Source organism: Mucilaginibacter sp. 22184 (assembly GCF_052045695.1).
GTDB lineage: Bacteria > Bacteroidota > Bacteroidia > Sphingobacteriales > Sphingobacteriaceae > Mucilaginibacter.
The window spans coordinates 443,570-456,770 of the sequence record NZ_JBQEPI010000002.1; the positions used below are offsets into that span (position 1 = coordinate 443,570).

Sequence of the window (13,201 nt, forward strand, 5' to 3'; positions counted from 1 at the left end):
GTTTTTCTGGTCGTGATACTTGATACTAGCTACTTGATACTTAAATGTTATGTATTATCGTCAGGCGATCATCGCCCGATGATAATTCTTCTGCAATTATACCTGTTATTTGCGGTGCTTTTATACCCTTTGTTAAAACAGTTTTACCGGTAAACACGCGGGCCTCATCCCATAAACCTGCTTCTATAAAACTTTCCAGCGTGCGGGCACCACCTTCAATAATAACCGACTGGATATCCTGCAGATATAACTGGTACAAAATATACTGGGGCACATAACGGTCAAAATCCTCCAGGGCTATGTATTTATTCTTGCCATCGGCATCAAACTTAATCTCATTAAATATGAATGTTTCAACCGATTGATCAAACACATTCAAGTTTTTATCTAATTCTAGTCTTCGGTCTATCACTATACGTTTTGGCGATTTACCCTCCCAATAGCGTACATTAAGTTTAGGGTTATCAATGGCGGCCGTATTTTTACCCACCAGTATGGCATCTTCTTCACTGCGCCATTGGTGCACCCACCTGCGCGATTGTTCGCCGGTTATCCAAAGCTGGCTATTATCGTACGGAGCAAAAAAGCCATCAGTGGTTTGCGCCCATTTTAATATAATGTATGGCCGGTGTTTTTGTATCCGGGTAAAAAAACGGCGGTTAAGCCATTGGCATTCTTTTTCGAGCACACCCGCTATCACCTCAATACCGGCAGCTTTTAGTTTAGCTATCCCTTTGCCATCCACCTGCTCAAAGGTATCGCGGCAACCCACTACCACCTGTGGTATCTGGTGTTTGATGATCAGATCGGCACAGGGTGGGGTTTTGCCATAATGTGCGCAAGGCTCTAACGAAACATATATAGTTGATTGCTTTAACAACTCAGCGGCGTTATCAAACCGGGAGATTACCTGGGCAATGGCATTCACTTCGGCATGGGCCTCGCCATATTTTTGGTGATAGCCCTCGCCTATTATTTTATCATCATGAACCACAACTGCCCCAACCATTGGGTTTGGACTTACCTGCCCGGCACCCAGTTGGGCAAGTTCCAGGCAGCGCTGCATATATTTTTCATGTTTAAGCATGCTGCAAAAGTAGCTTTTATGTTACTTTGTTGCATGATTACAATAAAGGATGTTTTTGAAGATTACAAACAGCTGAACAATATATACCATAGCACGGAAACGGAAGCCCTTACTTTATTGGTCATCAGCCAAATAATCAAACTATCAAAAGCATCCATCAAAGCGTTCCCGGAACGGGAATTAAGCGTAGAACAAAGCGATCAACTCAAAGATGTACTCCTCCGCCTTCAAACCGGCGAACCTGTACAATACATTTTAGGCGAAACGGAATTTTATGGTTTACCCTTCAAAGTAAATCCATCGGTATTGATTCCCCGCCCCGAGACAGAGGAACTGGTAGAGTGGATACTGGAAACCTTCGGCGGGTTATTTGCCGAAAACAGCGAGCATTTTACAGGCAGTATCCTTGATATTGGCACAGGCAGCGGTTGTATCGCTATCAGTATTAAAAAAAACCTGCCTAATGCCAAGGTTTCGGCAGTTGATATCTCGGAAAGTGCGCTGCAAACAGCCCGGGAGAATTCCGGTTTGAACAAAACCGATATTCATTTTATTCATAATGATATTTTGAATTGGCAGGCGCAAATGGCAAAATTTGACTTGTACAATTTAATAGTCAGTAATCCTCCATATGTTACACTTCTGGATAAAAAGCAGATGCATGCTAATGTGACAGATCACGAGCCACACAGCGCTCTATTTGTACCAGAGGATGATCCCTTGCTATTTTATCATACCATTGCCGATTTTGCCCTGGCTAAACTACCTGCAAATGGCCTGTTATTTTTTGAAATCAACGAAAACTACGGGCCTGAGACTGTTGAAATGCTGCGCAAAAAGGGATTTACAGACATTATTTTAAAACAGGACATGAGCGGCCGCGATAGAATGGTAAAAGCCGCGAAATTATGAGTTTTCGCGGCTTAATGCCCTGGAATAAACCTGGTGCACTTTATAGAAACAGTTAAATAAGGGTTAATCAATTATAGTTGATCTGTTGGATCATTTTGTAATGTCCATAGCGACTCAGATCGCTGTTAACAGCAACTTTAAGCTTAAACTTATTTATCTCAAATATCAGTTTCTTTCTTACTGATGGTAATTCGTCGTTCATCAATACGCTAAGCTCATTTTCGGCTTCCAGAATGGTAGCTACCGAAGACTGGAACACCTGATCATTCATACAGTATAACTGTTCAACAACGCCATCATAGCGTTCTAAAAGCACCTGAAGCACGTAAGCATTAATTTTCGAATAGTTGCCCAGGCCGTCAAACAACTCCTTTAGCTCATTTAATTCTTCTATATAATCTAACATGGTATTAATCTTTAATTAACCCTATGCAAGCTAAATGCCGAAATCTACTTAAAGTCAGTATCATGTATGTTAATTAAATTTCGCAAAACAAGCTGGGTAAATCCCGCCACAATCGGGGAATTAGCATACCATCGGGCCATATTTTTTACCTCTTAACTACGCGGATGAAACTGACTGATAGTGCTTTTAAGGTATTCACGATCAAGATGGGTATATATCTCGGTAGTGGTGATACTTTCGTGCCCGAGCATCTCCTGTACCGCCCGCAGATCGGCCCCTCCTTCTACCAGATGGGTGGCAAACGAATGCCTGAAAGTGTGTGGACTGATAGCCTTATTCAACCCGATACGTTCGGCCAGATCCTTAATCAGCAGAAAAATATAAACCCGGCTTAAGCGGGAACCGCGCCGGTTCAAGAAAACAATGTCCTCTTCCCCTTTTTTTATAGCAATATGAACCCGCACATGTTCAATCCACATTTTTATTGCCTTAATAGCTTCGGCGCCAATAGGTACAAGGCGCTCTTTATTCCCTTTGCCGGTTACTTTTATAAATTCAATATCCAGGTACAGGTTGGAGAGCTTGAGCTCGGTTAGTTCAGACACGCGCAGGCCACTGCCATACAAGGTTTCCAATATAGCCTTGTTACGCATACCTTCTGGTTTCGACAGATCAATAGCCGCTATGAGCCGGTTAATATCCTGGTAACTGAGGGTATCGGGCAGTTTACGTGTTATCCGGGGCGATTCCAGCAACTCAGATGGGTCTGTTTTGATGATGTCCTCCATCAGCAGGTATTTGTAAAAAGCCTTGATGCCCGATAATATCCGGGCCTGCGATGATGGGATCATGCCCAGTTCATTTACCCAGGTTATAAACAATCGTAAGTCGCTTAACGTAATAGTTTCCGGTTTTAGTTGGGCTTGCTGCGCATCGGAAAACTGGAATAATTTTTCAATATCGCGACTGTACGACTCGATAGAATTATCGGCAAGCGATTTTTCTAACTTCAAATAGGCCTGAAAACCTTTTATTGCCGAACGCCACTCCAATTTGTTACTTTTTTTAAATGATTTATTTTAAGTTTGAACTAATGAATATACAAATTATAAACGGCCCCAATTTAAACCTGCTTGGCGTACGCGAAAAGTCGATTTATGGCGATACCAGTTTTGAGACTTATCTCGACGGGTTGCGTAAGCGCTATGCAAACATCACTATTAATTATTATCAAAGTAATGTTGAGGGCGAAATTATAAACAAACTACATGAAATTGGTTTTTCGTATGACGGAATTGTACTGAATGCCGGCGCGTACACCCATACTTCCATAGCTATTGCTGATGCCATCGCGGCTATCAATACACCGGTTATTGAGGTGCATATTTCAAACGTACATAAACGTGAAGCATTCAGACATCACTCTATGCTGGCAGCGAGCTGCAGAGGGGTGATTGCCGGTTTTGGTATGGACTCATACCGCCTTGCGATTGAAAACCTGGTGGGTTCTTAAAAACAGGAATCAAGAAGTAAGAGCCAAGAATCAAGACAGGAAACAACCCGTCTTAATTCCCAACGCTTGATTCCTGATTCTTATATCTTGCATCTTTTTTAAAATAAAGTGTTAACTCATGGCGTTTAGCGTATTTACCCCTATGCATAAATTATACAGAATTACCGCGTACTGCCTGTTGCTTATCACCCTTTTTTCCGGTGCGGACGCCTTGGCCCAAACCAAAAAGAAAAAAACACGATCGGTAAGAGATTCGCTCCGGGCGGCTATCCTCTCTCGCGACTCAATGATGCGGGCCCTCAAAAGATCGGACACATCAACCAATAATTTACTGCAAAAGGTAGAATATTATACATCGGCCTTTAACCAGATCAAATCAAACCTTTCCAAAAAGATAGACACGATCGACATCAGCGCGCAACTACCCCGGTATGAAAAAAGCGTAGGAGTCATCAAATCGTTGATCGATAACGATAAATCGAGCACATTGCGTTACTTATATACCATACGCGATGTTTTAACCCGCCTGGGCGACAAGTTGGATGGATGGCAGGATCAGCTTGCCGACATCAACTCCAAAATGGTCCAGAATCAAACCGATCTGAATGCCATATCCAAGGATAGCACCTTGAAGATCCTTCCGTCTGATAGTTCGTTAGCCACCACTTTCCTGATTCAAAAAATAGCAATCGACAGTAAATACCACCGGTTAGATACCGTTAACAAAAAATTAATGGTAAAGGTAGGCTTGTTGCAAAACCGAACTTCGTCGGTATATATAGCCATACTTGATCTCAAAGACCAGATAGATCAAAAAATAAGAGACTTTGGCGAAAGAGCGTTATCGGCCGAATACAGCAATATTTGGAATATGAAAGCCAGCGAGGGTATCGATTTTAAGGAGGCGCTTTCCAAAACCACTTCAATGAATTCCAAGCTTTTCAGCTTTTTTATCGGTCGTGATATATTAACTCATCTTTCCGGGCTGCTGGTATTGGTGGGCTTCCTGGCCTGGATTTATTCGAGCCGTAAAAAGATATTAAAAGCCAATGATACGCCTGATGCGGTATTTACACAGGCCAATTATGTGATCCTTTATCCAATGGCCTCGGCAGTGATCATCGCTTTTACCCTGGTTCCGAATTTCTATGATCATCCGCCGGTAGTTGTATTGGAAACATTTTTTGTGATTCTGATAACTGGCATATTATACATAACCTGGAAAACCTGCCCTAAACCGCTGTTCAATTATTTGCTGCTGCTGTTTATCATCACTAACTTCTATTGTATCAGTAACCTGTTTATACAGGTAACCAATGCCGACAGGGTTGCGGTGCTAATACTCGGGCTGGCTTCTGGCTATATCAGTATCAGGCTATTGCCGGTTATTAAAAAGTCGCCCGAAGGCTTTTTACCTTATAGCAGAATAGTGCTTAAAGTATTTATTGTGCTTGAACTTGCCTCGGTTTTGTGTAATATTTTCGGTCGTTTTAGCTTGGGTAAAATAATTGGGGTAACCGCAGTGCATAACTTATGGTTGGCTATAGCGATGTATTATATTGTACAAATGTTCATGGAAGCTTTGTTTTTACAACTGGAGGCCAGTAAGAACAGCAATAATTTCAGCTCATATATCGACTTTCAGTTACTCAAAAATAAGTTCAGGAGCGTGCTTACTGTTTTAGTCAGCTTGCTTTGGATTGTGATGCTTACTCAAAACCTGAGTGTTGAAGATACCGTTTTTGACCACATTGAAGCATTTTTAACCACTAACCGCAGTATTGGCGGCACCAATACGGTGTTCACGTTTCAAAGTGTTATCATATTTATCGCGGTGATCTGGCTATCGTCTATCAGTTCCAAGATCATCAGTTATCTGTATGATGTATCGGCCAAACACAGGCATGATATGGATGTACTGAAAAAGAAAAACCGCACCTCTACCCTGCTTATCCGTATTGGCGTTATTGCTGTGGGCTTTTTCCTGGCGGTTGCCGCATCAGGCGTACCGATTGACAAGATAACCATCATTATCAGTGCTTTTGGTATTGGTATTGGGTTTGGTTTGCAAAACATTGTCAATAACCTTGTTTCGGGGCTGATACTAGCCTTTGAAAAACCAATACAAGTGGGTGATATTATTGAGGTCGACAGTCGCTCGGGTACTATTCTGGATATTGGCATCCGGGCCAGTAAAATAGCCACTGCCGATGGTGCCGAAGTGATTATTCCCAACGGCGACCTGATATCCCACCACGTAATTAACTGGACACTGAGCAACAATAACCGCCGCGTAGAGCTCATTATTACCGTGGCCTATGGCGCTGACATTGAAAAAGTTAAAAGTTTACTGAAGGGCGTATTGGATACGCATAACGATATTATGCAAGTACCCGAGCCATCGGTATTGCTGCATAACCTCACGGCAGGTTCGGTTGATTTCAGGGTACTTTTCTGGGCTGCCGACATCAGCACCTGGGTTGGCCTTAAAAGCCAGATACTGGCCGATATTTATAACGTACTAAATAAGGCAGGGATTCAACTCCCTCAACAGGATGTGCATTTAATATGGCCGCCTGAAAGCCTGGTTATCAGCTCTACTGACAAAGAGAAAGCTCCAAAGACCAAGCGGATAAAAGAAAGCGGCGCGGATGATGCTAAATCAGATCAGTCTGGTCAAGATCAGTAAACCTGGTTTTCTTTTTAACGAAGAAAGCCCATACAATACTGCCTTTGTACATGCCTTTAAGATTATGTACTATCCGTTTTGATTTGTGCGTTTTAGGCGACAGCTTATTTTCGCCATTGCCCAGGTCTTTAACACCATAACCGGAAACATGTATCCCGAAAAGCCCCAGTACAAAATTCTGATGGGCCCGGCTAACCGCCCAGGCATCCTTACGTTTGCCTTCGGCAAGGAAACGGAATATGGCCAGCAGATCCATGCAAAACCGTATGCCAATCACAAACAGGGCTCTCCAAAAAGGCAGGTTCTTTTTCAGCAGCAGCAGGTTATTACGGAAATTGAGATAGGTTTTAAATGGATTTTCTGCATTCAGCGTGCCGCCCCCCACATGGTATATGGTTGATTGCGCGCAGTACATCACCTTATACCCCAGGTTTTTCAATCGCCAGCAAAGGTCAATTTCTTCCATGTGGGCAAAAAAGTGCTCATCAAAGCCACCTGCTTCGTCCCAATATTTCTTTTTGATAAATAAGGATGCACCAGATGCCCAGAATACCTCGCCCGATTGTTCATACTGCCCCAGATCGTGCTCCAGCTCATAAAACATACGGCCACGGCAAAATGGGTAACCAAAGCTATCAATAAAGCCACCGGCAGCCCCGGCATGTTCAAACTGATCTTTTTGCGGGAACGATAACAGTTTAGGCGCGGCGGCGGCAATCTGCTCATCGCTTTCCATTAAACTGATCACCGGTTCTATCCAACCGGGTGTTACTTCCACATCAGAGTTGAGCAGGATATAATAGTGGGCATCAACCTGGCTCAGCACCCGGTTATAACCGCCGGTAAAACCATAATTCTTATCGTTTTGAATAATCCTGATAGCCGGGTAGTTTTCTTTTATGAAAGCGATGGAATCATCTGCAGAGGCATTATCACCTATCACTATCTCCAATCCCGGCCAGGTGGAGGCTAATACCGATGGTAAAAATTGTTTAAGGTATTTAACGCCGTTCCAGTTTAATATAACTACAGCAACTTTGGGTGTGTTGATCATTTATGTATGTCCTCCGGCTTAAATTTCCACCTTCGGTGCGACCATAGCCAATATTGCGGTTCCCGTCTGATCATCCCTTCCAGGTATTGCACATGCGCATCGGTAATTTCGTGCTCGGCAGTTTGTTTAGGATTTTCTGTTAAGGGAACCAATGTATAAGTGTAATAACCTCTTTTTACGCGTTTCATATCGTAAAACACCACGGCGGCATCAATAGCCTTTGATATTTTTTCGATGCCTAAAAATACGGCTGTAGGTTGATTTAAAAAATTAGTAAAGTAATTTACTTCGTGCATTACCGGTGTCTGATCGCCCACCAGTACACTTACGGTAAGTTCGTTGCGGTATTCAACCATCTTGCGCATGGTTTGTTTCATGGCTACCGGCTGCCCGCCAAAGCGAGACCGTACCTGTATAAAAAATTCGTCAAATGTAAAGTTAGACAGTGGTTTATACACAATCATGAACCTTTTATCGGTAACAAAATTAAAGTTGAGCGCCGCCATCTCCCAGTTGCAATAATGCCCCGCCACAGCTATAATGCTTTTACCTTTGGCAAAATACTCATGCACCAGTTCTGAATTGGTAGCTACTACCCTTTTTTGGATCTGTTTTTCCGACACGGTGATCATTTTAACTGTCTCCACAATCAGATCGGCCAGGTAACGGTAGTATTTGAATTCAATATCACGGCGTTCTTTAGCCGTTTTTTCGGGGAAGGAATTGGCCAGATTTTGCTGCACCACATCCCTGCGGTACCGCACCAGGTAATAGATAATAACAAACAGTATATCAGACAGGATGTACAAAAACCAAAAGGGAAGTAACGATATGAGGTACAAAAAAAATATACCTAACCTCAAAAACCCTTTTTTTATCATTATTTTAACCAATTTTGAACACAAACATAAAATATATGATTGAAAAAGGCGCTGTGTTCCCTATGTTTTATCTTCCGCCGGTTGAATATTTCGTACAGTTAAACACGTATAAACCTGATATTCTGATAGAAAGAGAAGAGCATTTCCCTAAACAAACCTACCGCAACCGGGCCAATATTTACTCGCCCGATGGGCTGCTGGCCCTCACCGTTCCGGTCATTAAAGGTTCAAAAAATCATACCAAGGCCAAGGATGTGAAGATCAGTTATGACTTTGACTGGCAACGCCTGCATTGGCAAAGCCTGGGGGCCTGTTATCGCCGTTCGGCTTATTTTGAATATTACGAGGATGATTTTGCCGCGTTCTATCAAAAGCAGAAACAGGTACCCTTTCTTTTTGACTATAATGAAGAGCTTTTGCAGTTGCTGCTGAAATTCATTAAAATAAAAGCCGATATAAAATACACGGACGAGTATCAACCCGAATATCCGTCATCCGTTGCCGACCTGAGAATTTCTATCCATCCAAAAAAAGAAACGGAACTGGAACAAAAACCTTATTTTCAGGTTTTTGAAGATCGGAAGGGTTTTCTGAAAAATCTGAGCATTGTTGATCTGTTATTTAACCAGGGACCGCAAAGTATTAATTATTTGTAAATGGACAGCAGGATAAAACGGGTACGCTATAAAGTAAACAGGCACCAGGGCAATGTTGGCGACAGGCCAGGAACAATTGTACTGCCTGAGGGCGCATTGAAACCGCATATCGCTATGTTTTCTTATAATGAGCACGAGCTGGTTACCTCCGAAGGGAAAGACATTAAAGTAATTTTAAACCAGCTAAAAAAATGCGATAATCATACGCATTGGATAAAGATTAACGGCCTGGGCAACGCAACCTTGATTGAAGAAATAGGCACCCACTTAAACATTAACCCATTGGTGCTGGAAGATATAGCCAATACCCACCAGCGCCCCAAATTTGATGAATACGATGATTATGCTTTTTGCACCAGTCGTATGGTTAGTTTTAACAAAGAGGACGAACTGGTGAACAACCAGTTTTCGGCCATTCTTAAGGACAATTTGATCATCAGCTTTGAAGAAGATCACGAAGAATTTTTTGAAGCGGTAAAGGCACGGCTCAAGGCGGGTAAAGGTGCGATACGCACCGCAGGACCGGGCTATATGTGTTACGCCCTTATTGATACCATTATTGATAACTACTTTATGTTGCTGGCACTCATCGGCGATAAGCTGGATGCCATTGAGGATAAGGTTTATAACAGTGCAGATAAAAGCATCATGTTTAATTCGCAGCAGATCAAACGTACGCTGATCATCATACGCAGAGCAAGCTGGCCCGAGCGTGATAAGATCAACGACATGATCCGCTCGGAGTGCCCATTGATCACAGCAGAAGTAAAGTTGTTCCTGCGTGATGCCTATGACCATTGTATACAGGCCATGGATTTGATTGAAAACTACAAAGAGGTAACTTCCAGCATTATTGATCTGTATCTATCAATGGTAAGCAACCGGATGAACGAGATCATGAAGGTGCTCACCATCATTTCAGTGATATTTATCCCCCTCACTTTTATTGCCGGCATTTACGGGATGAACTTTGCCCGCCAGGACGACAAAGGCCATGTTATTCCCGATAACATGCCCGAACTTTACTGGCAGCACGGCTACGTTTACGCCATTGTGCTTATGTTTGCCATAGCCATTATACAGGTATTTGTATTTTGGAAAAAGGGATGGTTTAATAAGTTGTAGGGAAAATATAAGTTTGTCATCCTGAACGTAGTGAAGGATTTGTTATTGGACATGCAGATCGTAGAATAGATTCTTCACTACGTTCAGAATGACAAAATAAAAAGGTGTTATTTGAACTCCGGCTTCAATTCTGCAGTCATAGCTTTTCTGAATTTCATTACTTTGGGTTCCGATACCGACATGATGTATGGCTGGTTTGGATGGCTCCTGTAATAACCCTGATGATATGTTTCGGCCGGATAAAAGACATTATAAGGTACCACCTGTGTCACTATCGGGCTATTATAATGCTTTGACTCATTTACTTTTTTGATGGTAGCCAGCAGGGTATTCTTTTCCTCGGGGGTACGATAAAAAGCAATAGACCGATAATCGGTACCTTCGTCAGGCCCTTGTCTATTCAGGGTTGTAGGGTCATGGGCAAAGAAAAAGGCCTCGGCCAGTTGCGCGTAACTGATTACTTTAGGATCATAGATTAAATTGACTGTTTCGGCGTGATTGGTGCTTTGTGAACTTACCTCCTCATAGGTTGGGTTCTTGGTGTTGCCACCAGCATAGCCTGAAACAACACTTTTTACCCCTTTCAGCTCAGATAAGGCCTCACTCATGCTCCAGAAACAGCCCCCGCCAAAAGTGGCTTCGGCCTCGCCGACTTTAGGTTTTGGTAACGCGGCAAATTTATTGGATGACTGTCCGTTGGCACAACCAGCAAACAGAAAAACTCCGACTATATATAAGATCAACTTTTTCATATCACCATGATTTTAGCTCTTTAGTCGTATATACGCCCGAAACCTTTCGGTTGGATGGTCATCGATAAGTAATAAATCCGGTTATCGGTTTCCGCTCTGACTCAGTGATTTTCTTACCATAAAAAGAATTTCGCCCAGTCCATTGGTCTTGATCTCAAAAGTAGTTGATAATAGCATTCCCATTTTATCCTTGGTAAAACCCTTACCAGCCATCCATTCCAGGTAACTTATCGGAATATCTGCTATAATGGTTCCTTTATATTTACCATAAGGCATCCGGGTTTGTACGATATCAATCAATATTTTGGGGTCGGGTTGTAAATTTTGCACGGCATAAAGTTAGTAAACATCTGAACCATGATGAACAGGATTTTGTGATTACCTCATAATCACAAAAACAAAATATAAATCAAGAGAATCCTTTAATCCAGTTAATCCTGGTTCAGAAATCTTTCTTCAACAAACACAAACACCAAAACAGTGTTAGTTAATAAAATATACACCTATGGAACAATTTGAAGCAACACTCTCGGGTACCGACAGTACAATTGACGGTATCGCCCAGGGGATTACATATCCTAACTTTACAAACGCTTACGAGTTTAAATCAACTGACGGAACACTACACTTGATTATAGCCAAAGATGCCGAAGGTGAGTGGATCAGGCTTACAGGCACTGAGCCCTTCTTATCCAGTTGGATAGATGAACTGGCCGAGCAGGTTGAAAGCAGACTTTAATAAAAAAAAGCCCCTTTACAGGGGCTTTTTTAGTTGATCAATGTATGTATTTTATAAGTTGATGGGCTTCATTTTAGGCACAAGCAGGTGCATAATAAACCAGGCCAGTATATAGGCGCTGCCGCAAACCACAAACATGATATAATAAGCAGTTTCTATCTGGTGAATTGCCCTGTAATGTACAAACAGGTTTTTTTGTACCAATAGTGATAAAAATACACCACCAATTGAACCAAACATGCCGCCAATACCGGTTACCGATCCAACTGATCTTTTTGGGAACATATCAGATACTGTAGTGAAGATATTGGCGCTCCAGGCCTGGTGAGCGGATGCAGCGATGCCGATCACAATTACTGCCAGCCACATATTAATACCTCCCAATACCTGTGCAAACACAATAGGGATCACGAATAAGGCGTAGATAAACATGGAAGTTTTGCGGGCTTTAAATACCGGCCAGTTGTTCCTGATCAAGCGCATAGGTATCCAGCCACCACCAATACTGCCGAATGTAGACATGGTATAAACCAATGCCACAGGAATGGCTATTGCCGTACCTTTTAAATTATACTGGCTCTCCAAAAAATCGGGCAGCCAAAATAAATAAAACCACCAGATAGGGTCGGTTAAAAACTTACCGATCACAAACGCCCAGGTTTGTTTAAACGTTAACAGTTTGCCCCAGGATATCTTTTTGCCTGCTACTACTTCCTCTTTCTGACCCAAAATTTCCTGGTCGCTGTTGATGTAATCGAGCTCGGCCTGGGTCACTTTTTTATGTTTGGCAGGTGTTTCATAAAACAGGTACCAAAGCACCAACCATATAAAACCAATAGAACCCGTAACGATAAACGCCCAGCGCCAGCCCCAGGTTACCGCGATAAAAGGTACAGTTAAAGGAGCTACAATAGCGCCGATATTTGATCCGGAGTTGAAGATCCCGGTGGCAAATGCCCGCTCCTTTTTCGGGAACCATTCGGCTACTGTTTTAATAGCTGCCGGAAAATTCCCCGCCTCGCTGATACCTAAAGCCGAACGTACAACGCCAAAGCCAAAGGTGCTGCCCACAAAAGCGTGGCACACTGCAGAGATGCTCCAAAAAAGGGTTGATAAAAAGTAACCCAGCTTGGTGCCTACCTTGTCAATAAAACCTCCGGCTGCCAGCAGGCCCAAAGAGTAGGCTATTTTAAATGCTATTTCAATATTGGCATAATCTCCGTCGTTCCAGTTGAATTCCTTGGTCAGATCGGATTTTAAAAGACTGATCACTGCCCTGTCCAGGTAATTTACCGTAGTGGCAAAAAAAACCAGCGAGCATATGACCCATCTGTAATTCCCAACTTTAGTTTCTTTCATTATGATTGGTTTTTAATTGGTTGTTGTT

General features: G+C 42.5%; 14 protein-coding genes. 6 read left to right on the forward strand and 8 right to left on the reverse strand.

The window, feature by feature from the left end:
- Window positions 1–40: 40 nt before the first annotated feature.
- Window positions 41–1,087 (reverse strand): bifunctional diaminohydroxyphosphoribosylaminopyrimidine deaminase/5-amino-6-(5-phosphoribosylamino)uracil reductase RibD, encoded by a 1,047-nt coding sequence (gene ribD / locus ACTJKG_RS06870; RefSeq protein WP_440738742.1) that lies wholly within the window; start codon window positions 1,085–1,087, stop codon window positions 41–43.
- Between the two features lie 33 nt (window positions 1,088–1,120).
- Here ribD and prmC point away from each other — a divergent pair, with 33 nt between their 5' ends.
- Entirely contained in the window at window positions 1,121–1,999 is an 879-nt protein-coding gene (gene prmC / locus ACTJKG_RS06875) for a peptide chain release factor N(5)-glutamine methyltransferase (protein ID WP_440738743.1), read from the forward strand.
- Window positions 2,000–2,066: 67 nt separating this feature from the next.
- Here prmC and ACTJKG_RS06880 read toward each other — a convergent pair whose 3' ends face one another.
- Together ACTJKG_RS06880 and xerD are read right to left on the reverse strand one after the other, a co-directional pair.
- Window positions 2,067–2,405, reverse strand: coding sequence for a hypothetical protein (locus ACTJKG_RS06880; protein ID WP_172333074.1), 339 nt, complete (start codon window positions 2,403–2,405; stop codon window positions 2,067–2,069).
- A 152-nt stretch (window positions 2,406–2,557) separates the two neighbouring features.
- Window positions 2,558–3,457 carry a site-specific tyrosine recombinase XerD gene (gene xerD / locus ACTJKG_RS06885; protein ID WP_172333073.1) on the reverse strand — a complete coding sequence of 300 codons (900 nt, stop codon included), beginning with the start codon at window positions 3,455–3,457 and terminating at the stop codon, window positions 2,558–2,560.
- Window positions 3,458–3,498: 41 nt separating this feature from the next.
- Here xerD and aroQ point away from each other — a divergent pair, with 41 nt between their 5' ends.
- Together aroQ and ACTJKG_RS06895 are read left to right on the forward strand one after the other, a co-directional pair.
- Window positions 3,499–3,918, forward strand: coding sequence for a type II 3-dehydroquinate dehydratase (gene aroQ, locus ACTJKG_RS06890; RefSeq protein ID WP_172333072.1), 420 nt, complete (start codon window positions 3,499–3,501; stop codon window positions 3,916–3,918).
- 142 nt (window positions 3,919–4,060) lie between these two features.
- Window positions 4,061–6,607 (forward strand): mechanosensitive ion channel family protein, encoded by a 2,547-nt coding sequence (locus tag ACTJKG_RS06895; RefSeq protein ID WP_440738744.1) that lies wholly within the window; start codon window positions 4,061–4,063, stop codon window positions 6,605–6,607.
- Here ACTJKG_RS06895 and ACTJKG_RS06900 read toward each other — a convergent pair.
- Both ACTJKG_RS06900 and ACTJKG_RS06905 read right to left on the reverse strand, forming a co-directional pair.
- Window positions 6,576–7,661, reverse strand: a complete 1,086-nt coding sequence (locus ACTJKG_RS06900) for a glycosyltransferase family 2 protein (RefSeq protein WP_440738745.1) — start codon at window positions 7,659–7,661, stop codon at window positions 6,576–6,578. The genes ACTJKG_RS06895 and ACTJKG_RS06900 overlap by 32 nt on opposite strands.
- A complete protein-coding gene (locus tag ACTJKG_RS06905; protein ID WP_440738746.1) occupies window positions 7,658–8,542 on the reverse strand; it encodes a lysophospholipid acyltransferase family protein in 885 nt (294 codons plus the stop codon). The genes ACTJKG_RS06900 and ACTJKG_RS06905 overlap by 4 nt, the downstream gene beginning before the upstream one ends.
- Before the next feature lie 35 nt (window positions 8,543–8,577).
- On the opposite strand from ACTJKG_RS06905, the gene ACTJKG_RS06910 reads away from it, so the two are divergent.
- A complete protein-coding gene (locus ACTJKG_RS06910) occupies window positions 8,578–9,198 on the forward strand; it encodes a WbqC family protein (RefSeq protein WP_440738747.1) in 621 nt (206 codons plus the stop codon).
- Window positions 9,199–10,323: a magnesium/cobalt transporter CorA gene (gene corA / locus ACTJKG_RS06915; RefSeq protein WP_440738748.1), complete on the forward strand. Its 1,125-nt coding sequence runs from the start codon at window positions 9,199–9,201 to the stop codon at window positions 10,321–10,323.
- A gap of 107 nt (window positions 10,324–10,430) precedes the next feature.
- Here corA and msrA read toward each other — a convergent pair whose 3' ends face one another.
- Both msrA and ACTJKG_RS06925 read right to left on the reverse strand, forming a co-directional pair.
- Window positions 10,431–11,075 carry a peptide-methionine (S)-S-oxide reductase MsrA gene (msrA, locus tag ACTJKG_RS06920; RefSeq protein WP_440738749.1) on the reverse strand — a complete coding sequence of 215 codons (645 nt, stop codon included), beginning with the start codon at window positions 11,073–11,075 and terminating at the stop codon, window positions 10,431–10,433.
- A gap of 81 nt (window positions 11,076–11,156) precedes the next feature.
- On the reverse strand, window positions 11,157–11,405 hold the full coding sequence (locus tag ACTJKG_RS06925) for a DUF3820 family protein (RefSeq protein ID WP_172333066.1): 249 nt from the start codon (window positions 11,403–11,405) through the stop codon (window positions 11,157–11,159).
- A gap of 175 nt (window positions 11,406–11,580) precedes the next feature.
- Between ACTJKG_RS06925 and ACTJKG_RS06930 the strand changes: the two genes are divergently transcribed.
- Window positions 11,581–11,814: a hypothetical protein gene (locus tag ACTJKG_RS06930; RefSeq protein ID WP_172333065.1), complete on the forward strand. Its 234-nt coding sequence runs from the start codon at window positions 11,581–11,583 to the stop codon at window positions 11,812–11,814.
- A gap of 51 nt (window positions 11,815–11,865) precedes the next feature.
- On the opposite strand, the gene ACTJKG_RS06935 is transcribed toward ACTJKG_RS06930, so the two are convergent.
- Window positions 11,866–13,173 carry an MFS transporter gene (locus ACTJKG_RS06935; protein ID WP_172333064.1) on the reverse strand — a complete coding sequence of 436 codons (1,308 nt, stop codon included), beginning with the start codon at window positions 13,171–13,173 and terminating at the stop codon, window positions 11,866–11,868.
- Between the last annotated feature and the right edge of the window lie 28 nt (window positions 13,174–13,201).